The following is a 22,494-nucleotide window of genomic DNA, read 5'->3' as shown; positions in this document are numbered from 1 at the left end:
AGCGCGGGCGCGGGCCGGTCGGGGTGTGCGGTGTGTTCGGCGATGGCGCCCTGCAGGGTCTCGCCGAGCAGGGTGCGGTTGCCCAGGCCGGTCAGGGGGTCGTGGCAGGCGCGGTGGGAGAGGCTGCGCTGGAGGACTTCTTGCTGGTGCAGGGCGGTGGACAGGTCGGCGGCCTGGGTTTCGGCGATGCGGGCGACGGTGCTCAGGCGCAGGACCAGCAGGACGGCCAGGAGCACGGTCAGGGCGGTGACCACGATGCCGTTGTGGGGGTGGGGGGTGAGGTCGGCGTGGATGAGCAGTTGGCCCAGGACGGAGACCAGCGGGCTCAGCAACGCCAGCGCCAGGAGCATCGTCCCCCGCACCCGCCCGCCGGCGGCGGACGGCCTCCGGCGCACGAAGGCGACGCTGGGGTGGAGCATGGCCGAGCCGACCAGGACCGACCACGCCAGCCAGCAGGCCGTGGAGATGGCCCCGTACAGCTGGTCGGAGGCCTGGTTCAGCAGGTAGACGACGTCGGAGAAGAACATCGCGACGTAGGAGGCGCTCAGCAGCCTGAGCCAGGGCGCGCGGCCGTGGTCGAGCGCCATCCGCACCACGAGGCCGACGATGAACAGGTCGATGACCGGCAGGGCCAGCGCGAAGGCGAGGTCGGGGCCGATGTCCGGGTCCCGGTGGATGATGGGGTCGATGAAGAAGGCCCACAGCGGCATGGCCACGCCGACGGTGATGATCCCGGCGTCCAGCAGCGCCGCCCCCCGCGAGCCGGTGGCCCGCAGGCTCAGCAGGACCAGCGCGATCAGCGACAGCCCGTAGGCGGCCAGGGTGCTGAGCTGGTAGGCGGCCAGCAGGAGGGGGCTCCCCAGCCAGGTCCACCCGATGCCCCAGCCGGCGATGGTCGCCACCAGGGTGATCAGGAGGCCGGCGCAGATCAGCCGCCAGGCCCGTGACGCGGTCCGGCGGCGGCGCATCCCGGTCACGACGGCCACGGCCGCGGCTCCCGGGAGGAGCACCCAGGCCAGCACGTCCACGACCGGCGACAGGCCCGCCGCGAAGGGGACCGCCACGGCCACCAGCCCGCCCAGTAGGAGGAAGACCAGCCAGGCACGGGAACGACCGGCACGGTGCGATCCGGGGACGCGTACCGCTGCGGGAGAGGTCTGGGTCATGATCTCTTTCCTGGGCTAGCCGGTTCCCTCCATGAAGTCCGGTAAATACCTGTATCGGCAGGCAGGATGGACAGTTGATGGAAAACGCCGGGAGTCCTGGACCGCCCCGCCGGCCCGCGCGGAGCCCTCCGGGACGGGGATCAGAGGCGTTCGATGACGGTCACGTTGGCCTGGCCGCCGCCCTCGCACATGGTCTGCAGGCCGTACCTGCCGCCGGTGCGCTCCAGTTCGTGCAGGAGGCTGGTCATCAGCCGGGCCCCGGTGGCGCCGAGCGGGTGGCCCAGCGCGATCGCGCCGCCGTTGGGGTTGACCCGGGCCGGATCGGCTCCCGTCTCCTTCAGCCAGGCCAGCACGACCGGGGCGAACGCCTCGTTGATCTCCACGGTGTCGATGTCCCCGATCACCATGCCGGCCTTCTTCAGCGCGTACGCGGTGGCGGGGATCGGCGCGGACAACATCCGGACGGGGTCCTCGCCGCGTGCCGACAGGTGGTGGATCCGGGCGCGGGGCCGCAGGCCGTGCACCCGCACCGCCTCCGCGGAGGCGATCAGCAGGGCCGCCGCGCCGTCGGAGATCTGCGAGGCCATCGCCGCGGTCAGCCGCCCCCCGTCCACCAGGGTCTTCAGGGCCGCCATCTTCTCGGGCGAGGTGTCCCTGCGGGGCCCCTCGTCGTGCTCGACGCCCTCCAGCGGCGCGGTCTCACCCGCGAAGCGCCCCTCGTCGACCGCCCGGGCCGCCCTCCGGTGCGACTCGTAGGCGAAGGCCTCCATCTCGGCGCGGGAGAGGCCCCAGTGCTCGGCGATCATCTCGGCCCCGCGGAACTGGGAGATCTCCTGCTCGCCGTAGCGGGCCCGCCAGCCCTTCGAGCCGGAGAACGGGTCACCGAAGCCGAGCGCCTGCCCGGCGGTCATGGCGTAGCCGATGGGGACCTGGGACATGCTCTGCACGCCGCCGGCGACCACCAGGTCCGCGGTGCCCGACAGCACGGCCTGCGCCGCGAAGTGCACCGCCTGCTGGGAGGAGCCGCACTGCCGGTCGACGGTGACACCCGGCACCTCCTCGGGCAGGCCGGCCGCCAGCCAGCAGGTGCGGGCGACGTCCCCGGCCTGCGGGCCGAGCGTGTCCACGCAGCCGAAGACGACGTCCTCCACCGCCGCCGGGTCGGCCCCGGTGCGCGACATCAGCTCCTTCAGCACGTGCGCGCCCAGGTCGGCGGGGTGCACGGCGGACAGGCCGCCGCCGCGCCGCCCCACGGGGGTGCGCACCGCACCGACGATGTACGCCTCCGCTGTCGTCAAGGCCATCGACGTCTCCTCAGGTCGACAGGATCCCTTCCAGGACCATCACGATGTACTGCCCGGCGATCTCGTCCGCGCTCAGCGGGCCGTCGCCCCGGTACCAGCTCGCGGCCACCCAGACGGTGTCGCGGATGAACCGGTAGATCAGGCCGGTGTCGAGGTCGGCGCGGAACACGCCGTCCAGGACTCCCCGGTCCAGCACCGCCAGCCACATCTCCCGGAACCGCCGCTGGGAGTCGGCCAGGTAGGTGAAGCGCGGGCTCTGCGCCAGGTGCTTGGACTCGTTCTGGTAGATCACGACCGCCGGCCGGTAGGTGTCGATCATCCGGAACGACTCGGCGACCAGGGCGCGGAAGGTCTCCCGCGAGCCGAGACCGGAGCCGAGCACCCGGTCGTAGGCGGCCCACATGTCGGTGAGGAACGTCGACAGGATCTCGTCGACCATCGACTCCTTGGAGTCGAAGTGGTAGTAGAGGCTCCCGCCGAGCATGCCCGCCGCGTCCGCGACCTCCCGGACCGTGGTGGCGGAGTAGCCCCGCGAGGCGAAGACCTCGGCCGCCGCGGCGAGCAGCTCGGCCCGGCGCTCGGCGCGGGCGGCGGCGGTGCTCTCGGAGTCTCGGCGTCGTGGGCTCATCGCGGGGCAGACCTCTCAGGGGTGCTGGCTGGAGACGGAGACGATCTCTCCGGTCATGTACGAGGAGTAGTCGCTCGCGAGGAAGACGATAACGTTGGCGACCTCCCACGGCTCCGCGTACCGTCCCAGCGCCTCCCTCTTCGTGAGCTCCGCCAGCAGCTCCTCGGTGGTCACCTTGGCCAGGTGCGGGTGCATGGCCAGCGAGGGCGCCACCGCGTTGACCCGCACGCCGTACGGCGCCGCCTCGACGGCCGCGCACCTGGTCAGCGCCATGACCCCGGCCTTGGCCGCCGCGTAGTGCGCCTGCCCCTCCTGCGCCCGCCAGCCGATCACCGAGGCGTTGTTCACGATCACTCCGCGCCCCCGGGGCTGCATGAGCGCCAGCGCGGCCCGGGTGCAGCGCATGGTGCCGTTCAGCGTGACGTCGAGCACCCGGTTCCACTGCTCGTCGGTCATCTCGACGAGCCTGGCCGTACCGCCGAGCCCGGCGTTGTTGACCACCACGTCCACCGGCCCGAGGCGCTCCTCGGCCTGCGCGAACAGGTTCCGGACCTGCTCCTCGGAGGTCACGTCGCAGCCGGCGGCGGCCACCGCGCCCGCGCCGAACTCCTTCTCCAGCAGGGCCAGGGCCTGCGCGAGCCGCCGCTCGTGGGCGTCGCTGACCATCACGCGGGCGCCCTCCTCCAGCAGGCGGCGGGCGCAGGCGCCGCCGATGCCGGTCCCCGCGGCGGCGGTCACCACGGCCACCCGGCCGCGCAGCAGGCCGTGACCCGGGACGTAGGCGGGGACGCGGGGAACCGTCACGCTCTCTCCTCTATTCGGCGGCCGCACATGATTTACTCTACCAAACAGTTGTTAGAAAGAATGGAGGGCCGGCTCCGTGGATCTCGACCTGTCGTCCGTGGAACCGTTCCGCGCCGAGGTGCGGGACTGGCTGCGCGCCCACGTCCCCGCCGCTCCCCTGCCCTCGCTGGAGACCGAGGAGGGGTTCGCCGCGCACCGCGCGTGGGAGCGGGAGCTGCACGGGGCGCGCCTGTCGGTCGTCTCCTGGCCGGAGCCGTACGGCGGGCGGGACGCGAGCCCGCTCCAGTGGCTGGTCTTCGAGGAGGAGTACTACGCGGCCGGGGCGCCCGGCCGGGTCAGCCAGAACGGCATCAACCTGCTGGCCCCCACCCTCTTCCGGCACGGCACCCCCGAGCAGCTCGGCCGGGTCCTGCCGCCGATGGCCTCCGGCGAGGTGATCTGGGCGCAGGCCTGGTCGGAGCCGGGCGCGGGCAGCGACCTGGCCGCGCTGCGCGCCACCGCGACCCCGGCCCCCGGCGGCTGGCTGCTGAACGGGCAGAAGACGTGGAGCTCGCGGGCGGCCTTCGCCGACCGGGGATTCGGCCTGTTCCGCTCCGATCCCGGTGCCGGACGGCACCACGGCCTGACCTACCTGATGTTCCCCCTGGACGCCGAGGGGCTCACCCGCCGCCCGATCGGCCGCCTCGACGGCAAGCCCGCCTTCGCAGAGCTCTTCTTCGACGACGTCTTCGTGCCCGACGCCGACGTGATCGGCGCGCCGGGTGAGGGCTGGAAGGTCGCGATGAGCACCGCGGGCAACGAGCGGGGGCTCACCCTGCGCAGCCCCGGCCGGTTCACGGCCGCCGCCGACCGGCTGGTCGCGCTCTGGTGCGAGCGCGCCGACCCCGACGACACCGCGCTGCGCGACCGGGTGGCCGACGCCTGGATCAGGGCCCGCGCCTACCGGCTGAAGGGCTTCGAGACCGTCTCCCGCACCGACGACGTCGGCGCCGAGACCAGCGTCAACAAGGTCTTCTGGTCGGAGCTGGACCTGGCGCTGCACGAGACCGCGCTCGACCTGCTGGGCCCGGACGGCGAGCTGGAGGGCGAGTGGCTGGAGGGCTACGTCTTCTCCCTCGCCGGGCCGATCTACGCCGGGACCAACGAGATCCAGCGCAACGTCATCGCCGAACGCGTGCTCGGCCTGCCCAGGACGGCCCGGTGAGCACGGCGCGGACGGCGCGGACGGCCACCGCGGGAGGGCGCGCGGGGGCGGTGGGGACACTGGGGGCGCTGGGGGCGCCGGCACGACACGACAGGACCGGGAGGCGATGGTGAAGTTCATCCTCGACGCCGAGCAGCGGCTGTTCGGCGAGACCCTGCACAAGCTGCTGGCCGGGACGGGGACCCCGGAGGTGATCCGCGCCTGGGCCGGAGGGGCGCCGGACAGGGGCCTGGCGCTGTGGCGCTCGCTCGCCGACGCCGGGGTCTTCGCGCTGGCGGTGCCCGAGTCGGCGGGCGGGGCCGGCCCGCTCCCGGTGGAGCTGGTGACCGCCTTCCACGAGCTGGGGCGGCACGCCGTACCCGGACCGCTGGCCGAGACCGTCGCCGCCGCCGAGCTGCTCGCCCGGCTCCGCGGCGGCCCCGGCGCCGGGGAGACCCGTGACGGTGACTCCGGAGACGGTGACTCCGGAGACGGTGACTCCGGAGACGGGCTCGCCGCCGCGTGGCTGCCGCGGATCGCCGAGGGCACGGCCGTCGTCTCGCTCGCGCTGCCTCCCGCCGTGCCGTACGCGCTGGACGCCGACGCCGCCGACCTCGTCCTGGCGGTGGACGGGGACGGGCTGCGCGTGGCGGCCCCGGGGACGGCCCGGGGCTCGCTGGACCCGTCGCGGCGGCTGTTCCCGGTGGGAGCGGGCCCGGCGGAAGCGCACACGGCGGAGGCCGGAGAGGTCCTGGCCTCCGGCCCGGCGGTGCGGGCGGCGGCCTCGGCGGCCTTCGGCCTGGGCGCGCTGGCCTGCGCCGCCCAGCTCGTCGGGCTGGGACGGCGGCTGCTGGAGGCCACGGTGGAGTACGCCGGGGCCCGGCGGCAGTTCGGGCAGCCGATCGGCGCGTTCCAGGCGGTCAAGCACCAGCTCGCCGACGTGCTCGTGGACCTGGAGTACGCCCGCCCTCTGGTGCACGGCGCGGCCCTGGCGTACGGCTCGCCGGACTTCGCGCGCGACGTCTCGGCGGCGAAGGCGGCCGCCTCGGAGGCCGCCTACGCGGCGGCCAGGACCGCCCTGCAGGTGCACGGCGCCATCGGATACACCGACGAGTACGACCTGAGCCTGTGGATCCGCAAGGCCCGCGCGCTGCGCTCGGCCTGGGGCTCGCCCGCCGAGCACCGCGCCCGCCTGATCGCCTCCCTCACGGGAGGCCGGGGTTCCGGCGGAGGGCCGTGACGCGGCGGGAGGCGCCGAGTCCCTCGGCGCATCGGCGACAACGCGGCCACCGCCGCGCTGGCCGAAACCACCGCCCGCGGCCTCGTGAGTCGATCCGGGGGCGGCGCGGGACGCCGCCCCCGGAGCCTCCGCCTACACCCTGGCCGCGTCGCGGCGGTAGAGGCCGATCACCAAGGTCAGGGCGACCAGGAACCACGCCGCCATCACCCCGACGCCCAGCAGATCGAGCGCCACCCCGGTGAGCCGGTCACGGGTGATCTCCGCGAGCCAGTAGCTCGGCAGCGCCTTGGCCAGCGAAGCCATGAAACCCGGCAGGATGTCCACCGGCATCCACAGTCCGCCGAGCATGGCCATCGGCAGATAGACCGCAAGGCCGAGCGGCTGCGCCGACTCCGGCTTGACGGCCATCCCGATGAGCAGACCGAGCACGGCGAACGGCAGCGAACTGATCCAGCAGGACAGGACGATCGCCAGCCACTGCCCGGCGGTGAGCTCGATGCCCTTGACCAGCAGCCCGGAGAGGAAGACCAGCAGCACGGCCGGAAGCGTCAGGATCATCGCCACTGCGATCTTGACGGCGACGTAGCCCCAACCCGGCAGGGGGGTGAGCCGCAGCTGCCTGTTCCATCCGGCCTGTCGCTCCAGGCCGACCCGGGGACCCACGGCGAACGCCACCGACATGGCGCCGAACGCCGCCATGCTGATCATCATGTAGGTGCCCATGTCCAGTCCGCCGGCTCGATACGAGCCGAAGACCTCCGACATGACGAGGAAGAACACCATCGGGAACGCGATGGTGACGACGAGGAACTCGACCGACCTGGAGAGGACCTTGAGTTCGGTCCAGATCAACGTACCCATGGTCACACCTCTTCCATGACCGGTTCGTCGGCGGTCAGTGCCACGAACGCGTCCTCCAGCGACATCGCCGTCACCGAGATGTCACGTGCGCGGGGATGGTCCGCCAGCAGCGCGCGCAGCGCCGCGTCGGAGTCGGAGCAGTGCAGCTCGGCCTGCTCACCGCGGAGCTGGGCGGTGCCCACTCCCGGCAGGGCGTTCAGCAGCTCGACGCTGGCCCCCTCGACCGTCGCCCTGATGGTGCGCCCGTCGACCTTGGCGACGACCGCGTCCACCGAGCCGTCGGCGACGATCTTTCCATGCCGCATCAGCACCACGCGGTCGGCGAAGTCCTGCGCCTCGGCCAGGTAGTGGGTGGCGAACACCACGGTCCGCCCGGCGGTCGTGTAGTCCCGCATCGCCGCCCAGAACTCCTGGCGGCTCTGCACGTCCATCGCCACGGTCGGCTCGTCCAGCACCAGCAGGTCGGGGTCGCACACCAGGGCCGCGGCGAACCGCGTCCGCTGCTTCTGGCCGCCGGACAACCCGCTGTATTTGAGCTTGGCGTACTTCGTGACCCCGGCCCGGGCGATGGCGTCGTCCACCTTCATCGCCTTCGGGTACTGCGCGGCCATCACCTGGACGATCTCCCGGCTGGTCATCTCGCCCAGGAAACCGCCCGACTGGAGCATCGCGCCGACCAGCCCGTCGGCCGCGGCCCGGCGGGGGCTCCTGCCGAACAGTTCGATCTCCCCGCTGTCCGGAGTGGTCAGGCCGAGCAGCATCTCCATCGTGGTGGTCTTGCCCGCCGCGTTCGGCCCCAGCAGGGCGACCACCTCGCCCGGCGCGATGTTCAGGGTCAGATCGTCGACCGCCCGCACTTCACCGAAGGTCTTACGCAAGCCCTTCAGGCTCACCGCCGCATCTGTTTTCTCCGCATCAGCCATGACTTCGACTATCGCAAAAGTGCCGCTTCATGTCTGCTGCCGTATGTCTCGATAAAGAAACACTGAGGCTCTTCCATCCCCGATTAAACCGCCTTCCGGTCACGGCACGGTCGCGGGCACGGCGTTCGCCTGATGACGTGGAGAAACTCCCGGCAGACGGATTGATCACCACGACCACGTCCGTCACAACCAGGACCTTCGCGCCGTTCTATCACGCCATACCGGCTACCTGGTGCCGGTGAGCAGACCGGCGTCCAGTTCGAGAGCCGGCGCATCCTCCGCAGGCTCCGCGGCGGCCCCGGAAAGACCGGACACCCGTGAAGGCCGTCGCCGCCCTGCAGAATTACGAGGTAGCGCGAGGATGGAAAATCTTCAACAAATACCAGACCTCTGGCGGGTGCGCAATACAGGCAGCCGCCGGCGGAGCCCGTCATTTGCGGCGGACATCCGATCCAGGCCGGAATCGGCCTGGGAACAAATGTCCGTAAAACAATTTTCGGCTCCACAGCTTTCAGCGGCAAGGACCGCCCCGCAACGTCGCGCTGCGCCATACCTGATATCGACGAGCTCGCGAGTGCGGTGTTCGGAACTCTTCGGCAGTTGCTCCGCCGCCTTTGGCGAGACCCCGGCGTGGAAAGGCTCTGGGCACCGGGCTGCGGGCGGGGCCGCCGACGGCGGGTGACGGGGACGGCCCTCCGGACGGCCGGTCGCCCCGGCCGTCCGGAGCACGGGGGCCGGGGAGAGCACCCGGAGGGCTCAGCCCGTCAGGGTGCCCCCCAGGCCGCGCAGGACCTCGGCGGCCCGGGTGACGACGGCGTCGATCAGCTCCTCGCAGGAGGGCAGGTCGTCGAGGAGCGCCACCACCTGCCCGGAGGCCATCACCCCCAGGTCCGGCCGGCCGTCCACCATCGCCGCCTTGAGCAGCATGGGCGTGTTGGCCGCCATCAGCACCTGGGACCAGGTGAGCTCCCTGCCGTGCTTCATGGCCAGGCCGTCGCGGATCATCTCCGGCCAGGACATGCCGGAGATCTTCCTGAACCGGGCGGCGTTGCGCACCGCGCGGACCGTCCCGGACAGGCGGCCCGCGCGCTCCAGCCCGTCCACCAGGGGCGTGCGCAGCACCCGGTGCGGCATGCCGTCCACCTGGCGGGTCACCACGGTCTCGGCGGTGTCCAGGTAGAGCCGCTTGACCGCGTCCGGGACCGAGCTGTCGGAGGTCAGCAGGAACCGCGTGCCCATGGCCACGCCCGCCGCGCCGTACGCCAGCGCCGCGGCCAGGCCCCGGCCGTCGAAGAAGCCCCCGGCGGCGATCACCGGGATGTCCACCGCGTCGACGACCTGGGGAAGCAGCAGCGTGGTGGCGACCGCCCCGGTGTGGCCGCCGCCCTCGCCGCCCTGGACCAGTACGGCGTCGGCGCCCCACGCGGCGACCTTCTCGGCGTGGCGGCGCGCCCCGACCGACGGGATCACCACGATCCCGGCGTCCTTCAGCCGGGCGACCAGCTCCTGGCGGGGGGCCAGCGCGAACGAGGCGACCCTCACTCCGTTCTTGATCAGCAGGTCGACGCGCTCGGCCGCGTCCGAGGCGTCGGCGCGCAGGTTCACCCCGAAGGGCGCGTCCGTGCGCGAGCGGACCTCCTCGATGGCGGAGCCGAGCTCACCCAGGGTCATGGTGGCGGAGGCGAGGATGCCCAGGCCGCCGGCGTTCGCCGTCGCGGAGACCAGCCGGGGGCCCGCCACCCAGCCCATGCCGGTCTGCACGACCGGATGGCGGATCCCGGTCAGCCGGGTCAGCGGCGTGTCCAGCATCTGCTCGATCACGGGCGGACCTCCGTGTCCCGCAGGCCCTTCGGGTCGAGCCGCTCGCGGATCAGGCGCAGTTCCCCGTCCGTCGGCCAGCGGGTCTGCGGCACGTCGCCGTCGATCACGAGATCGAAGCCGGTGGCGGCCACGACCTGCTCGACCTCCACCCCGGGGTGGACCGAGACCAGCCGCATCGACCCGTCCGGCGTGCCGAAGTCGAACACCCCCAGGTCGGTCACCACCCGGCGGAGACCGTGGAAGCGGGAGGCCCGGCCGCCCAGCTCCGCCGCCCGGTCGTGGCCCACGCCGCTGACCACGTCCACCCGCGGCACGAAGACCCGGGTGGAGTGCCGGGGGATCCAGTAGCTGGTCGGGTTGCAGATCGTGTTGCCGGGGGCGCCGCGCACCCCCAGCAGCTGCGACTTCGGCCGCGCCCAGTCGCCGACCGCCGAGATGTTGGTGTTGCCGTACCGGTCGATCTGCGAGGCGCCCATCATCACGTGCCGCCGCCCGTTCTGCACCAGCCAGAGGTGGTCGCGGAACGGCATCCAGCCCTCGACCGGTCCCGCGGGCGCGCCGATCGGCACCGGTTCGGCGGTGAGCAGCGCGCCGCCGTCGGTGGTCAGCAGGCCCGGTTCGAAGGTGAGCCTGGCCAGGCGGGCGCCCAGGATCGAGCAGGTGCCCATCGCCGCGGCCAGGATCTCGCCGTCCCCGCGCCAGGCCTCCGCGCAGGCGACCACGCAGACCTCCGCGCGGGTGGCGTCCGTCCCGGCCGCTCCCGTGCCCGCTCCGGCCGCCGCACCCGGTGCGCCCGCGCCCATCGGACCCGTGTCCGGCCCCGTACCGGTCGTGCTCATCGCGTCCCCTCCTCGCGCTCCTCGTGCCAGCGCCGTACCGCCTCCTGGTAGGCCGCCTCGTCCCCGGACAGGAACCGGCCGGCGAACGCCGCCCACGCCTGCGGGTCGGCCGCCGCGGCCGCGTAGTGCCGCTGGAACGCCTCGTCCCGGCCACCGCCCGGACGACCGCCCGGACCGCCGCCCGGACCGCCGCCCGGACCGCCGTCCCGGCTGCTCTCCGTGAAGTGGCCGCCGCCCGGCGTCTCCACCACCCCGGTGACGTGCATCCGGCTGACCAGCAGGCTCTGCGGCGGGCCGTCCAGCCCGCCGGGGCCGACCAGGCGCTCGCAGCTCACGTAGGAGCGGGCGGCGGCCTTGACGAACAGGTCGTCCAGATAGGGGTCGGGGCCGAGGTACTGGCCATTGCCCCGGATGTCGGCCCGGTCCATGTGCACCAGGGCGGCGTCCAGCGCCAGCGCGGGCACCGCGACCAGTTCCTCGCCGTCCTGCCCGGCCTCGCCGTACGGCGAGCGGACCGTCCGCAGCTCCGGGTTGACCCGCATGACGTCCGAGCCGAGCCCGGCCCGGGTCGGCAGGAACGGCAGCCGGTGCGCCGCGGCGAGCAGGCCGAACATGAACATGCCCTCGTCGTACTCGGTGAACTCGACCGCACCGGCCTGCCGGGCGGCCCGGAAGTGCGGCTCCAGGGGGATCGAGTCGAGGGTCACGAACGGGGCAACCACCCGGCGGACCTTGCCCGCGGCGCAGAGCAGGCCGACGTCGGCTCCGCCGTACGACACGACCGTCAGGTCCTCCAGCGGGGAGCGGTAGATCGCGCGGACCAGGGCCATCGGCTTGCGCCGCGCGCCCCAGCCGCCGATCCCGATCGTCATGCCGCTCTCCAGCGACGCGACGACCTCCTCGATCGACATGGTCTTGTCCACCGCTCACCCCTCCCCGGAGACGAACGACTCGCGGTGCCGGTCGCCGGCGCCCATCAGGTTGAGCTCGAAGGTGAAGCCCTGCTCGAAGCGGTAGCTGCGGTTGACGTCGACCGGGTCGATGCCGTTCAGCGACTCCTTGGCCCGCCGGATGACGTAGGGGTCCTTGGCGGCGATGCGGGCCGCGACCTCCAGGGCGGCCCTGCGGAGCTCCGCGGGGGGCACGACCTGGAGCACCGAGCCGAAGGCGTGCAGCTCGGCCGCGGTGACGTTGCGGCAGGTGTAGACCATGGCCCGCATCAGGTGCTGCGGGACGAGGCGGGCCAGGTGGGTGGCGGCGCCGAGCGCGCCGCGGTCCACCTCGGGCAGGCCGAAGTAGGCGTCCTCGGCGGCGACCACGATGTCGGCGTTGCCCGCCAGGCCGACCCCGCCGCCCAGGCAGAACCCGTGCACGGCCGCGATCACCGGGACCTCGCACGCGTAGACCGCCGCGAAGGCCTCGTAGCAGCCCCGGTTGGCCCCGACCAGCGCGCCGTGGCCGGAGGCGGCCTGCATCTCCTTGATGTCCACCCCGGCGTTGAAGCCCCGGCCCTCGGCGCGCAGCACCACCGCCCGCGTCCGCGGGTCGCGTCCCGCCAGCCGTACGGCGTCCGCCAGGTCGAACCAGCCCTGCACGGGCAGCGCGTTGACCGGGGGCACGTCCATGACGATCTCGGCGACGCCGTCGCCGTGGTTCCTGGTGGAGATTCCCATGCGCCACCTTTCCACCAAACGTTTGTTAGAAATTAAGGTAGCAGAGGGAACCTCGCCCGGCCCTCCCCGCAACCCGTCGCCTCCCCCGGCGGTGCGACACCGGAGGGACCGGGCCCGCTCTCCCGCCCCTTTGTGCTCAGCACCACTCCGGCGGAGCCGATAGGAGGGGCAGACACACGAGGACGGGATCAGAATGTCAGACGAGCTGCCGACCGAACTCTGGCGCCGGGCCCCGGCGTTCGCCGGCGAGGCGCCCTCCATCCTGCTGGTGGACGACGAGCCGACCGTACTGCAGACGCTCAGCCACCAGCTGGGCGGGAACTACCGCGTCGTCACCGCCCCCGACGGGCTCACCGCGCTGGACGCACTCGACCGGCACGGTCCCTTCGCCGCGATCGTGAGCGACATGAGGATGCCGGGCATGGACGGCATCGAACTGCTGGAGCAGGTCCGGCTCCGGCATCCGGAGATCAGCCGCGTGCTGCACACCGCCCAGGCCGACCTCAGCTCCGCGATCTCCGCGATCAACGAGGGGCAGGTCTTCCGGTTCCTGTGCAAGCCGTGCCCCACCCGCGAGCTCCGCGGCACCGTCCGCGACGCGGTGGAGCACCACCGGCTGGTCACGGCCGAGCGGGAGATCCTGGACAAGACCCTCAGGACGAGCCTCCAGGCGCTCTTCGGCTGTCTGGAACTGGCCAGCCCGCAGGCCTTCGCCCGGGCGGGACGCATCCGCGACCTGGTCGGCGAGCTCTGCCGCGAGCTCGGGCTGAGCAACGTCTGGGAGATCGAGGTCGCGGCCATGGCCTCCCAGCTGGGCGCCGTCACCCTGCCGCCCAGCGTGCTGCAGAAACTGGACCGGGGGCTGCCGCTGCCCGACGACGAGCAGAAGATGATCGACGCCATGCCCGGCATCACGGCCCGGCTCCTCGGCGACGTGCCGATGCTGGAGGACGTCGTCGAGATCGTGCGCGGGCTCCAGCCCGCGGACGGCGGCGAGCCGCACGCGCCGGTGCGGCCGTCGGGACCGATGGTGCCGGTGGCCATCGACGTGCTGCGCGCGGCGATCGAGTTCGAGGCCTTCGCCAGCCGCGATGTCGCCGCGGAGAACGCCGTCGCCGTCCTGGAGGAGCGGGGCGGCTACGACGCCGAGGTGCTGGCCGCCCTGCGCCGCGCCAGGGGGGTCACGGCTCCGCAGGAGACGGTCCGCCCCTTCCGGGTGGGCGAGCTCGAGGTCGGCATGCGCATCGCCGAGGACGTCGTCGCCGTCAACGGCCCGGTGCTCATCGGCCGCGGCCTGCTCGTCACCGAGATGCTCCTGGAACGGCTCACCAACTACAAGCACATCGTGCAGATCGTCGAACCGATCTGGGCGGCCGTGCCGGGCACCTCCGTCTCCGCGCCGCCGGCGGTGCCGGTGCCGCGTTCGGCGGTCGCGGCATGAGCCCGTACGGCCCGGCGCCCCGGGCGGCGGACCGCCCGGCGTCTCCCGGAAGGCCCCGATGACCGTGCGCGGCACCACTCTGAGCATCCGCGCGCGCATCGCGGATCTGATCGAGGACGACACTCCGGAGGAGGTCGCGTTCACCGAACGGCTCATCGTCTCGTTCCTGGACCGGGCGCCGGTCCTCCTGGCCGACCTCACCGCGGCGATCGGCACGGCGGACCTCGACGCGGCGGTCCACTGGGCGCACACCCTGAAAGGCGCCTCCGCGAACCTGGGGGTGGACACCCTCGCCTCCCTCTGCGCCGAGGCCGAGCGCCTCGCCGAGGAGGCCCGGTCCGACCTGCTGGCCGCCCAACCCGCCCTGCTCGAGTCCGCTCTCGCCGAGGCGGGCACGGCGTTCGCCGAGGTCCTCGGCGACCTGCGGTCCGGGCGGCCCACCGGCTGACCCGGCCCGCCCGTGTTCCCGCGGCGACCGGTTCCCTCGCCGGCGCCGCCTCGCCCGTGATCCGGCCCGGCGCGTGTTCCCGGGTCGATCGGCCCGCCGGGGCACGCGCCGGGATCAGATGCGGAAGGTCTCGACGAACCTCTTCAGCAGCGCGGGATCGCCGGTGAGGCGCACGGCGCCTGCGGCGACGGCCTCGTCCGGGGTGATCTCGCCGGCCATCAGCGCCTTGATCGCCAGCCCGGTCTCGATCACCAGGTCCGCGTCCGGCAGCGGGCCCTCTCCGGCGTGCAGCGCGCCGTCGGCGACCCGGAGGTGGAAGACGACCTCCCCCATGCGCAGCTCGTAGCCGGCGGTCAGGCCGGCGGCCGCCTCGGGGCGGAAGGTGTTGCGCATCGCCAGGACCATCGAGGCCGGGGTGACGATCTCACCCGGCCGGGGCTCGCCCAGCGACCTGGCGCCCCAGCGGCTCAGGTGCGCCACGGCCTCCTCCAGGTCTCTGCCGTACTCGGTCAGCTCGTAGACCACCGAGCCGTCGGGGCGGGGCAGGACGCGCCGGTGCACCACCCCGGCGGCCTCCATCTCCTTCAGCCGGGCCGACAGGATGTTGGTCGGGATCTTCGGCAGGCCCTTGCGCAGGTCCGTGTAGCGCCGGGGACCGACGAGCAGGTCACGGACGATGAGCAGCGCCCAGCGCTCACCCACGATCTCCACCGCGCGGGCGAGCCCGCAGTACTGCCCGAACTCACGCTTCGCCATGCTTCGAATTTTAGCTTATGAATCCATAATCAGATCACACTTGTTTTTAGCAATTTGACATCGCGGCGAGTGGGCGTCGTTCCCCGCCCGCGGGCAGTTCCAGGATCCTGCGTCGTACCGGATCGCCGAGTATCCGGTCGCCCGGACCGGGTGTCCGGGCCCGGGCGGGGTACCTATCGTGGGAACGACCACCTGAGCCGCCGACCCCGGAGATCCCATGGCCGCCGATCCCGCCGCCCCCTCCGTCCGCGACCTCTACGTCCGGCTGCTGGACGCCTGGAACCGCCGCGACGCCGAGGACTACGCCTCGCTGTTCGCCGTCGACGGCACGGTCATCGGGTTCGACGGCAGCGTCGAGACGGGCGGGGAGGAGGTCTTCGAACACCTCTCCGCGATCTTCACCGACCACCCCACCGCCGCCTACGTCGCCAAGGTGCGCGAGATCCGCCGCCTCGGCCCCGACACGGCGCTGCTCCGGGCCGTCGTCGGCATGGTCCCGCCCGGGGCCGCCGGGCCGGACCCGGCCGTCAACGCCCACCAGACCCTCATCGCCGAGCGGCACGACGGCGCCTGGAGGATCGTCCTCCTCCAGAACACGCCGGCCCAGTACCACGGGCGCCCCCACCTCGTCGAGCAGCACACCGCCGAGCTCCGGCACCTCCTGCGGGAAGACCCTCCGCCCCTTCCGTGACGCCCGGGCGGCGCCTCCGGTCCCCGTACGGCGCGAACGCACGGCTGCCAACCGCACGACGATCCGGCCGGGCCGCACAGGGGCTGGACCTTGCCCCTGGGTGAAGCCCCAGCATCATGATGCCGGTCGTCCTGGCCGGTTCGAGGGGTCGCCGGGGCCCGCGGATCGCCAACCTGCTGCACGGATCCGCTTCGGCGGTGCACGGCCCCCGGATGACGATCCACGCCGGCGGGCCCGGGCGATCGACCCCTGACCGCGGCGGGTGTACGGCGGCGCGGCCTCAGCCGCCCTGAGGGGGACCCGGCGCGAGCCGGGTCGCGGCAGGCGTTATTCGATGGATTCACCTCCGCCCCTCCCCCTACAGTCACCGGAGCGCCACGACGTCACGGGGAGGGGACCATGCGAGTGCACTATCCGCGCACTCCCCACCTGCCCTGGTCGCCCGGGGCGTCCGCGGACGACGTGCGGGCCGGCGGGGTGCCGGGGCTGGCGGGCCGGGAGGTCGTCGTCACGGAGAAGCTCGACGGGGAGAACACCACCCTGTACGCCGACGGGCTGCACGCCCGCTCGCTCGACTCGGCGCACCACCCGTCCCGCGCCTGGATCAAGGCCCTGCACGGCAGGATCGCCCGCTCGATCCCGCCGGGGTGGCGGGTATGCGGGGAGAACCTCTACGCCCGCCACTCGATCGGGTACACCGACCTGGAGAGCTGGTTCTACGCCTTCTCCGTCTGGGACGGCGGGCACTGCCTGGACTGGGACCGGACCGTGCGCTTCGCCCGGAGGCTGGGCGTCCCGGTACCGCGGGTGCTGTGGCGCGGCGTCTTCGACGAGCGGGCGCTGCGGGCCCTGCGGGTGGACCCGGCGCGGCAGGAGGGCTACGTCGTGCGGACCGCCGGGGGGTTCCAGCGGGAGGAGTTCGCCCACCGCGTGGCCAAGTGGGTGCGCCCGGGGCACGTGCAGACCGGCGAGCACTGGATGCTGGCGCCCGTCGTCGAGAACGGCCTGGCCCCGGCCGCCGCGCTGTGGGAGGTGCGCTCCGGGGCCTCGGCGGACGTGCCCGCGCTCCTGGCCGCGGTGGGGTTCCCCGCCGGGGAACCGTACGGGTTCTCCACGTCTGAGGGTCCCGCGGCGGGGGGTTCCGCGGCGGGGGACGCCGTACCGGCGGCCTGCGCCCCGGGCGCACCCGTGCCGGAGACGCCCACGCCGGATCCCGCCGCCCTCGATCGCGCCGAGGCGGCCGTGGCCGACGTCGCCTCCCGGCTCGACCTGCTGGGCCGGACCGGCGACGCCCGGCTGGCGGGGGTGCTGGCCGCGCTGCTCCACGGCGCGCACCGGAACCGGCTCGCGTCCCGGCTGGCGGCGCCCCTCGGCATGCCCCTGGCCCGGCGCATCGCCGACCTGGCCGAGCTGCACGCCGGGCTGCACCGGCCCTTCCCCGACGAGTCGCGCAGGACCGGCCTGGTACGGCTGGCCGCCGCGGCCGACCTGGGGGTCCTGCACGCGGTGGCCGCCGCGGTCCTGGCCGGGCGCGGCGACGGCGACGCGGCCGAGGCGCGCGAGCAGGTCGCCTGGTCCGAGCTCCACGCGGACGACGCCGGGCTGCTCGGCGAGGCGCCCCTGGAGCCGCTCCGCTCGGGCCTGCGCCGGGCGCTCGGGGCCTCCTCCGGGCACGGCTCCGGTACGGCGGGCGCGGGGGAACCCGGCGGCGCCTCCGGACCGGCGGGCCCGCGGACGGCGGCCGGCGTACCCGGCGCCGACGCGGCGGACCGGTGCTGGGCCGAGACGCGGGAGGCCTACGCGCAGGGCCGGATCTCCACGGCGGAGGAGGCCGTGGCGCTGAGCTGGAGGTGGCGGTCGGGCGGATTCCCCCGGCTCGTCGTCATGGTCGGGCCGTCGGGCAGCGGGAAGAGCACCTTCGCCCGGCGGATCGCCGGCGACGGCGCCGTCGTCTCGCTCGACGACCTGCGCCAGGCGCGCGGGTCCCGGTCGGACCAGCGGGCCAACCCGGAGGTCCTGCGCGAGGGCCTGCGCCGGCTCGACGCGCTCCTGGCCGGCGGCGGGACCGCCGTCTGGGACGCCACCGCGCTGAACCGGCACCAGCGCTCCCTGGTGCACGCCGTGGCCCGCCGCCGCGACGCACTGACGACGCACGCGGTCGTGCTGGTCCCGGACGAGGTGCTGGCCCGGCGCAACGCCGGCCGCGCGCACCCGGTGCCGCCGGGGGTGCTGGCCGCCCAGCTCCGCCGTTTCTCCCCGCCCCATGCGGGAGAGGCGCACCGCACGTGGTACATCGGAGCCGAGGGGGACGTCCGCGACGTCGCCGGGTCCCTGGACGGCGAGGAGGGATGAGGATGCGGACGAGCGAGGAGATCTACCACCGGGTCCGCTGGGATCCGCGCTTCGACCCGGCCCGGTTCGTCCTGGGGATCAACGTGCGCGGGGCCGCGCCCAAGCGTGTTCCGCTGCCCGCGTTCGTGCCCGGCGGCGACATCCCCTGGCACCGGATCCTGTTCGTCGAGGCGGACGGGGAGGTCGTCTGGGACCGGTCGTCGGGCCTGGACCTCATCGACTCCTCCCGGGCCGGACGGGTGCGGAACCCGCGCAGGCTCCGGGCGCCGTTCTTCACGGCCGGGACGCCGTCCGCCTGGGACCCGCTCACGGGCTGGCTCCCGGCGGAGGCCGTGCCCGCCGGGCGTGCGCCGCAGGCGGCGCGGGTGCGCGTGCTGACCTGGAACACCCTGTGGGACCGCTACGACGGCGACCGGATCGAGACCGCCCGGCGCAGGCCCCTGCTGCTGGAGGCGCTGGAGCGGGCCGACGCCGACGTCATCGCGCTGCAGGAGGTCGAGGCCGCGCTGCTGGAGGCGCTGCTGCGGGCCCGGTGGGTCCGCTCCGGTTACACGCTGGGCACCGATCCTGCCGGGCGGGACGTCGACGACAGCGGGCTGCTGCTGCTCAGCCGGCTGCCGGTGCGGGAGGCGGGCCGGTACGTCCTCGGCCCGTACAAGGCCGTCACCGCCGTCACGGTGGAGTCCGCCGCGGGGCCGGTCGTGGTGGCCGCCACCCATCTCACCAGCGACCACTCCGAGAACGGTCCCGCCCGCCGGGAGACCGAGCTCGCCCGGCTCGCCGAGGTGCTGGCCTCGGTGGACGGGGCGGTGATCCTGCTGGGCGACCTCAACGACGGCGGGAGCGGGCCCGCCGAGACGCTGGGGATGCGGGACGCCTGGACCGAGGTCCGCGGGCCCGGCGACCGGACGGCGACCTTCGACCCGGTGGCCAACCCGCTGGCGGCCGTCTCCTCCCTCTCCGGCCGGGCCTCCCGGCTCGACCGGGTGCTGCTGCGCGGGTCCGGCCTGCGCGCCGAGGCCGCGGCCCTGCTGGGCGACTCCCCGGCGACCCCCGACGGCCTGTTCGTCTCGGACCACTACGGCGTCGTGGTGGACCTCGCCGTCGTCGAGGACGAGCCGGGTTCTCCCGGTTCCCCCGGCGTCCTCGACGTACGGCCGACGGCCCGGACGGCGGTGGCCTGGATCCCGCCGGAGGAGCTCTGGCCGGCGATCCAGGAGATCCGCCGCGAGCACGACCCGCAGGCCCGCCGGTGGCCGCCGCACGTCAACGTGCTGTTCGGTTTCGTGCCGGAGTACGATTTCGAGGAGGCGGCCCCGCTGCTGGCCTCCGCCGCCGCCGAGACCGCTCCGTTCACCGCCCGGCTGGCGGGTGTGCAGGCCTTTCCGCACCGTGACGACTTCATGCTCTGGCTCGACCCTGCCGCGGCCGGCCCGGAGCCGTGGGCCGGGCTGCGCGCCGCGCTGGAGCGCCGCTTCCCCCGGTGCCGGGGCCGCGCCGAGGGCTACACCCCGCATCTGACCCTGGGCAGGACGCGCGATCCCGAGCGGCTGGCCGCCGGCTGCGCGGTGCGGCTCGGCGCCGTGTCCGCACACGTCGGTGAGGTGGTCCTGCTCTCGCGCCGGGGCGAGGAGCCCATGCGGCCCCGGGCGGCCGTCGCTCTGGGGACGGGCGAGGTGCGCTGGCTCGACCAGGAGGGGCGCGCCGCCGGCGGGAGCGGCAGACCGGAAGAGGACGGGCCGGAAGAGGACGGGCCGGAAGAGGACGGCGTGCGGGAGCGCCGCCGGGCCGTTCGGGCGCACGAGGTCGTGGAGCGGCTGCGGGCCGCGCTGCCGGAGGGGGTCGTCCACGTCGCGGGTTCGCGGCGCCTGGGCTGCGCCCCGGCGGACGCGGACCTGGACCTGGTGGCGGCGCTGCCGGGGACGGCCGACCTCGCGGAGGTCGAGGCCCGGGTGAAGGCGGCGCTGCCGGAGGCGGCCGGGGTGCGGCGCGTGACCGGGGCCCGGGTGCCCGGCCTGCGGCTGGACGCCGGCGACCTGGACGTCGATCTGGTCACCGTCGGGGCCGGGGACGTCTCCCCCGCCGAGGCGGTCTCCCGCCGCGCCGAGCTGGGCGAGGCCGCCGCGATCGCGCTGAGCGCGGTCAGCGACGCGGAGGCGGTGCTCGCCGCGATCGGCGCGGGCCCCGGGGACGGCGCGCGCCGTACCGGGTTCGCCCGGCTGGCCCGGGAGGTGAAGACGTGGGCGAAGGCGCGGGGGCTGGACTCCGCGCCGTTCGGCGGGCTGCCCGGCCTGGCCTGGACGGTCCTGGCCGCGCGGACGGTCCGGGAGGCCGGCGACCTGCCGCCCGGCGAGTCGCTGCGCCGGTTCTTCGGCACGTGGGCCGCGTGGGACTGGCACGAGCCGATCATGCTGCGGCCGGACGGCGTCCCGGCGGGACCGGAGGCGGGCCCCGGGGCGGCCGTGCGGGTCCTGACCCCGACCGCCCCGGTCCGGCTCTGCAGCGAGCAGGTCGGTCCCGGCATGCGGGACCTCCTCACGCAGGAGCTCTACAGCGCCTGGGAGGTCGTGGAGTCGGCCGCGGAGACCGGGCGGGATCCCCTCCCGGAGCTGTCGTCCCCGCCGCCGCTGCACCGGCGGCACGCGGCGTGGGCGGTCGTGACCGTGCGGGCGGAGCGGGGCGAGGAGTTCGCCGTGACGCTGGGCCGCGTCCGGGGCCGGGTGCGTGCGCTGCTCACCGCCCTGGAGCGCGCGGGCGTCCGGGACGTGCACGCGTGGCCCCGGCCGTACGAGACCGGGCCGGGACTGGCCCGCTTCGCGGTGGGGCTCGGCCGCAGGCCGCCGGACGCGGCCGGGCTGGCGGGCCTCTCCGGTCCGTGGGCGGCGGGATTGCGCGGTACGGAGGTCGGCCGGGCGGAGTGCGGTGAGGTGCCGACGCTCCGCTGACCGTCCCGGTCACGCCCGGAGGGTCCGGCCCCGGGCCGGGCTTTTCGGCTGAGTTCTGCCGAAAAGCCCGGCCCGACGCTGTGAGAGTTCGCACGGGCGGGCCGGACGGCCCGAAGGTACGGTCGAGATCGATCCGCGTCGTGGGAGGCGTCATGGCGATCGTGACGGAACTGGACCTGCCGGTGTTCGACTACTCGGCGCCCGACCTGGTGGGAGAGGTCTACCACCGGCGGCTGGCGGAGGCCGCCGCGCAGGGCTGGCTGGCGCAGGGGCCGCTCTCGTACGTGGTGCTGGACCGGGAGTCGGGCGAGTTCTTCCTGCGGTCGCGGGCCACCGCCTTCCCCGGCAGGCAGATCGCCGAGCTGTTCGGCGTCACCGGGGGCCGCCTGCGGGAGCAGATCGACGCCAACATCCTCAACCAGAGCGGCGAGCACCATCGGCGGCTGCGCGCGCTGGTGGGCCCGGCCTTCACCCCGCGGGCGGCGGACCGCTGGCGCCCGGCCATGCGGGAGTTCCTCGCCGGGCTGTGGGACGGGGCGGCGACCTCGTGCGAGTTCGTCGCGGCGGTGGCCAGGCCGTACCCGGCGCTGGCCATCGCCGCGGTGCTCGGCGCGCCGCCCGGGGACGCGCCGCGGCTGCACGAGTGGTCGCACTGGGTGCAGCGGCAGTTCGACGTCCGGGCCCTGGCGACGGAGCTGCCGCGGATCGAGCGGGCCGTGGCCGAGGTGTACGACTACGTCGAGGCGCTGCTGGCCGCGCGCCGCGACGACCCGGGCGACGACCTGGTCAGCGCGCTGCTGGCCGCCGAGGAGGAGGGCGACCGGCTCACCCGCGGCGAGTGCGTCGACCTGGTGCTGAACGTGCTCGCCGGCGGGGTCGACACCACCCAGGCGCAGCTCGCGCACGCGCTGCGCCTGTTCGCCGGGCATCCCGGGCAGTGGGCGCTGCTGGCCGCCGACCCCGCCCTGGCCGGCCGGGCCGTGCAGGAGGTGCTCCGGTACGAGCCGATCACCCCGTTCACCGCGCGGGTCTGCGTCGAGGAGGTCGAGCACCGCGGGGTCGTCTTCCCGGCGGGGTCGATCGTGGCGGTCTGCGCCGAGCGCGGCAACCGCGAGACCGAGGCGGGCGAGGTGTTCGACGTCACCGCCGGACGGGACGCGCGGCTGCTGACGTTCGGCGCCGGCGCCCACTACTGCCTGGGCGCGAACCTGGCACGGGCTGAGCTGGAGGAGGCGCTGGCGTTCCTGGCCCCTCGCATGCCGGATCTGGCGCTCGACGGAGATCCGGAGTTCGGCGGCGTCGAGGGCATCTACGGCCTGGGCTCCCTGCCGCTGCGCTGGTCGGCTCCACGGGATCGCTCTCCGGTCGCCGCCCTCCCGCACCCGTCCTGATCAGCGCGTTCAGGCGAAATCTCCGACA

The 22,494-nt window shown here is 74.3% G+C and carries 19 protein-coding genes; 8 read left to right on the top strand and 11 right to left on the bottom strand.

Annotation, left to right across the window (positions count from 1 at the left end; genetic code table 11):
* From FHS22_RS31765 to FHS22_RS31750, 4 genes are all read right to left on the bottom strand, one after another.
* The coding region (locus FHS22_RS31765; protein WP_184947862.1) for a GGDEF domain-containing protein at positions 1 to 1,166 on the bottom strand (1,166 nt) is incomplete at its 3' end.
* Positions 1,167 to 1,306: 140 nt separating this feature from the next.
* Positions 1,307 to 2,470, bottom strand: a complete 1,164-nt coding sequence (locus FHS22_RS31760; RefSeq protein ID WP_184947861.1) for an acetyl-CoA C-acetyltransferase — start codon at positions 2,468 to 2,470, stop codon at positions 1,307 to 1,309.
* 10 nt (positions 2,471 to 2,480) lie between these two features.
* Positions 2,481 to 3,098: a TetR/AcrR family transcriptional regulator gene (locus tag FHS22_RS31755; RefSeq protein WP_184947860.1), complete on the bottom strand. Its 618-nt coding sequence runs from the start codon at positions 3,096 to 3,098 to the stop codon at positions 2,481 to 2,483.
* 15 nt (positions 3,099 to 3,113) lie between these two features.
* Entirely contained in the window at positions 3,114 to 3,902 is a 789-nt protein-coding gene (locus FHS22_RS31750; RefSeq protein ID WP_184947859.1) for an SDR family oxidoreductase, read from the bottom strand.
* 76 nt (positions 3,903 to 3,978) lie between these two features.
* On the opposite strand from FHS22_RS31750, the gene FHS22_RS31745 reads away from it, so the two are divergent.
* Both FHS22_RS31745 and FHS22_RS31740 read left to right on the top strand, forming a co-directional pair.
* Complete coding sequence (locus FHS22_RS31745; RefSeq protein WP_184947858.1) at positions 3,979 to 5,106, top strand: acyl-CoA dehydrogenase family protein; 1,128 nt, start codon at positions 3,979 to 3,981, stop codon at positions 5,104 to 5,106.
* A 106-nt stretch (positions 5,107 to 5,212) separates the two neighbouring features.
* Positions 5,213 to 6,325, top strand: coding sequence for an acyl-CoA dehydrogenase family protein (locus tag FHS22_RS31740; protein WP_221474367.1), 1,113 nt, complete (start codon positions 5,213 to 5,215; stop codon positions 6,323 to 6,325).
* A gap of 132 nt (positions 6,326 to 6,457) precedes the next feature.
* On the opposite strand, the gene FHS22_RS31735 is transcribed toward FHS22_RS31740, so the two are convergent.
* From FHS22_RS31735 to FHS22_RS31710, 6 genes are all read right to left on the bottom strand, one after another.
* A complete protein-coding gene (locus tag FHS22_RS31735; RefSeq protein ID WP_184947857.1) occupies positions 6,458 to 7,186 on the bottom strand; it encodes an ABC transporter permease in 729 nt (242 codons plus the stop codon).
* Between the two features lie 2 nt (positions 7,187 to 7,188).
* The gene (locus tag FHS22_RS31730) at positions 7,189 to 8,109 is read right to left on the bottom strand and encodes an ABC transporter ATP-binding protein (RefSeq protein ID WP_184947856.1); all 921 of its coding nucleotides are present in this window, start codon (positions 8,107 to 8,109) and stop codon (positions 7,189 to 7,191) included.
* Positions 8,110 to 8,865: 756 nt separating this feature from the next.
* On the bottom strand, positions 8,866 to 9,927 hold the full coding sequence (locus FHS22_RS31725) for an NAD(P)H-dependent flavin oxidoreductase (protein ID WP_377296995.1): 1,062 nt from the start codon (positions 9,925 to 9,927) through the stop codon (positions 8,866 to 8,868).
* Positions 9,927 to 10,769 carry a CoA-transferase subunit beta gene (locus FHS22_RS31720; RefSeq protein WP_377296987.1) on the bottom strand — a complete coding sequence of 281 codons (843 nt, stop codon included), beginning with the start codon at positions 10,767 to 10,769 and terminating at the stop codon, positions 9,927 to 9,929. The genes FHS22_RS31725 and FHS22_RS31720 overlap by 1 nt, the downstream gene beginning before the upstream one ends.
* Positions 10,766 to 11,680, bottom strand: coding sequence for a CoA transferase subunit A (locus tag FHS22_RS31715; RefSeq protein ID WP_184947876.1), 915 nt, complete (start codon positions 11,678 to 11,680; stop codon positions 10,766 to 10,768). Before FHS22_RS31715 ends, FHS22_RS31720 begins: the two co-directional genes overlap by 4 nt.
* Positions 11,681 to 11,695: 15 nt before the next feature.
* Positions 11,696 to 12,442: an enoyl-CoA hydratase family protein gene (locus FHS22_RS31710; RefSeq protein ID WP_184947855.1), complete on the bottom strand. Its 747-nt coding sequence runs from the start codon at positions 12,440 to 12,442 to the stop codon at positions 11,696 to 11,698.
* A gap of 193 nt (positions 12,443 to 12,635) precedes the next feature.
* On the opposite strand from FHS22_RS31710, the gene FHS22_RS31705 reads away from it, so the two are divergent.
* Together FHS22_RS31705 and FHS22_RS31700 are read left to right on the top strand one after the other, a co-directional pair.
* Complete coding sequence (locus FHS22_RS31705; RefSeq protein WP_184947854.1) at positions 12,636 to 13,883, top strand: response regulator; 1,248 nt, start codon at positions 12,636 to 12,638, stop codon at positions 13,881 to 13,883.
* Between the two features lie 58 nt (positions 13,884 to 13,941).
* Positions 13,942 to 14,331 carry an Hpt domain-containing protein gene (locus tag FHS22_RS31700; protein WP_184947853.1) on the top strand — a complete coding sequence of 130 codons (390 nt, stop codon included), beginning with the start codon at positions 13,942 to 13,944 and terminating at the stop codon, positions 14,329 to 14,331.
* A gap of 114 nt (positions 14,332 to 14,445) precedes the next feature.
* Here the strand turns inward: FHS22_RS31700 and FHS22_RS31695 are convergent, their stop codons facing one another.
* Positions 14,446 to 15,087: a winged helix-turn-helix transcriptional regulator gene (locus tag FHS22_RS31695; protein ID WP_184947852.1), complete on the bottom strand. Its 642-nt coding sequence runs from the start codon at positions 15,085 to 15,087 to the stop codon at positions 14,446 to 14,448.
* 217 nt (positions 15,088 to 15,304) lie between these two features.
* Between FHS22_RS31695 and FHS22_RS31690 the strand changes: the two genes are divergently transcribed.
* The 4 genes from FHS22_RS31690 to FHS22_RS31675 all read left to right on the top strand — a co-directional run bounded on the left by FHS22_RS31690 (position 15,305) and on the right by FHS22_RS31675 (position 22,466).
* Complete coding sequence (locus tag FHS22_RS31690; protein WP_184947851.1) at positions 15,305 to 15,778, top strand: SgcJ/EcaC family oxidoreductase; 474 nt, start codon at positions 15,305 to 15,307, stop codon at positions 15,776 to 15,778.
* Positions 15,779 to 16,177: 399 nt separating this feature from the next.
* Positions 16,178 to 18,130, top strand: coding sequence for an RNA ligase family protein (locus FHS22_RS31685; RefSeq protein ID WP_184947850.1), 1,953 nt, complete (start codon positions 16,178 to 16,180; stop codon positions 18,128 to 18,130).
* Positions 18,131 to 18,132: 2 nt separating this feature from the next.
* Positions 18,133 to 21,075 (top strand): poly(A) polymerase, encoded by a 2,943-nt coding sequence (locus FHS22_RS39060; protein ID WP_184947849.1) that lies wholly within the window; start codon positions 18,133 to 18,135, stop codon positions 21,073 to 21,075.
* Between the two features lie 152 nt (positions 21,076 to 21,227).
* Positions 21,228 to 22,466: a cytochrome P450 gene (locus FHS22_RS31675; protein ID WP_184947848.1), complete on the top strand. Its 1,239-nt coding sequence runs from the start codon at positions 21,228 to 21,230 to the stop codon at positions 22,464 to 22,466.
* Positions 22,467 to 22,494 lie beyond the last annotated feature (28 nt).

The organism is Thiemannella venezuelensis, from assembly GCF_014203605.1.
Classification (GTDB): Bacteria; Actinomycetota; Actinomycetes; order Streptosporangiales; family Streptosporangiaceae; genus Planomonospora_A; species Planomonospora_A venezuelensis.
The sequence above is the reverse complement of the archived record's forward strand: the minus strand, read 5'-3'. Positions and strand labels throughout refer to the sequence as shown.

Coding starts and splice junctions, on each gene's coding strand:
- FHS22_RS31760 (WP_184947861.1), bottom strand. CDS start 2,470: ATGGCCTTGACGACAGCGGAGGCGTACATCGTCGGTGCGGTGCGCACC.
- FHS22_RS31755 (WP_184947860.1), bottom strand. CDS start 3,098: ATGAGCCCACGACGCCGAGACTCCGAGAGCACCGCCGCCGCCCGCGCC.
- FHS22_RS31740 (WP_221474367.1), top strand. CDS start 5,213: ATGGTGAAGTTCATCCTCGACGCCGAGCAGCGGCTGTTCGGCGAGACC.
- FHS22_RS31735 (WP_184947857.1), bottom strand. CDS start 7,186: ATGGGTACGTTGATCTGGACCGAACTCAAGGTCCTCTCCAGGTCGGTC.
- FHS22_RS31730 (WP_184947856.1), bottom strand. CDS start 8,109: ATGGCTGATGCGGAGAAAACAGATGCGGCGGTGAGCCTGAAGGGCTTG.
- FHS22_RS31720 (WP_377296987.1), bottom strand. CDS start 10,769: ATGAGCACGACCGGTACGGGGCCGGACACGGGTCCGATGGGCGCGGGC.
- FHS22_RS31715 (WP_184947876.1), bottom strand. CDS start 11,680: ATGTCGATCGAGGAGGTCGTCGCGTCGCTGGAGAGCGGCATGACGATC.
- FHS22_RS31710 (WP_184947855.1), bottom strand. CDS start 12,442: ATGGGAATCTCCACCAGGAACCACGGCGACGGCGTCGCCGAGATCGTC.
- FHS22_RS31705 (WP_184947854.1), top strand. CDS start 12,636: ATGTCAGACGAGCTGCCGACCGAACTCTGGCGCCGGGCCCCGGCGTTC.
- FHS22_RS31700 (WP_184947853.1), top strand. CDS start 13,942: ATGACCGTGCGCGGCACCACTCTGAGCATCCGCGCGCGCATCGCGGAT.
- FHS22_RS31695 (WP_184947852.1), bottom strand. CDS start 15,087: ATGGCGAAGCGTGAGTTCGGGCAGTACTGCGGGCTCGCCCGCGCGGTG.
- FHS22_RS31690 (WP_184947851.1), top strand. CDS start 15,305: ATGGCCGCCGATCCCGCCGCCCCCTCCGTCCGCGACCTCTACGTCCGG.
- FHS22_RS31685 (WP_184947850.1), top strand. CDS start 16,178: ATGCGAGTGCACTATCCGCGCACTCCCCACCTGCCCTGGTCGCCCGGG.
- FHS22_RS39060 (WP_184947849.1), top strand. CDS start 18,133: ATGCGGACGAGCGAGGAGATCTACCACCGGGTCCGCTGGGATCCGCGC.
- FHS22_RS31675 (WP_184947848.1), top strand. CDS start 21,228: ATGGCGATCGTGACGGAACTGGACCTGCCGGTGTTCGACTACTCGGCG.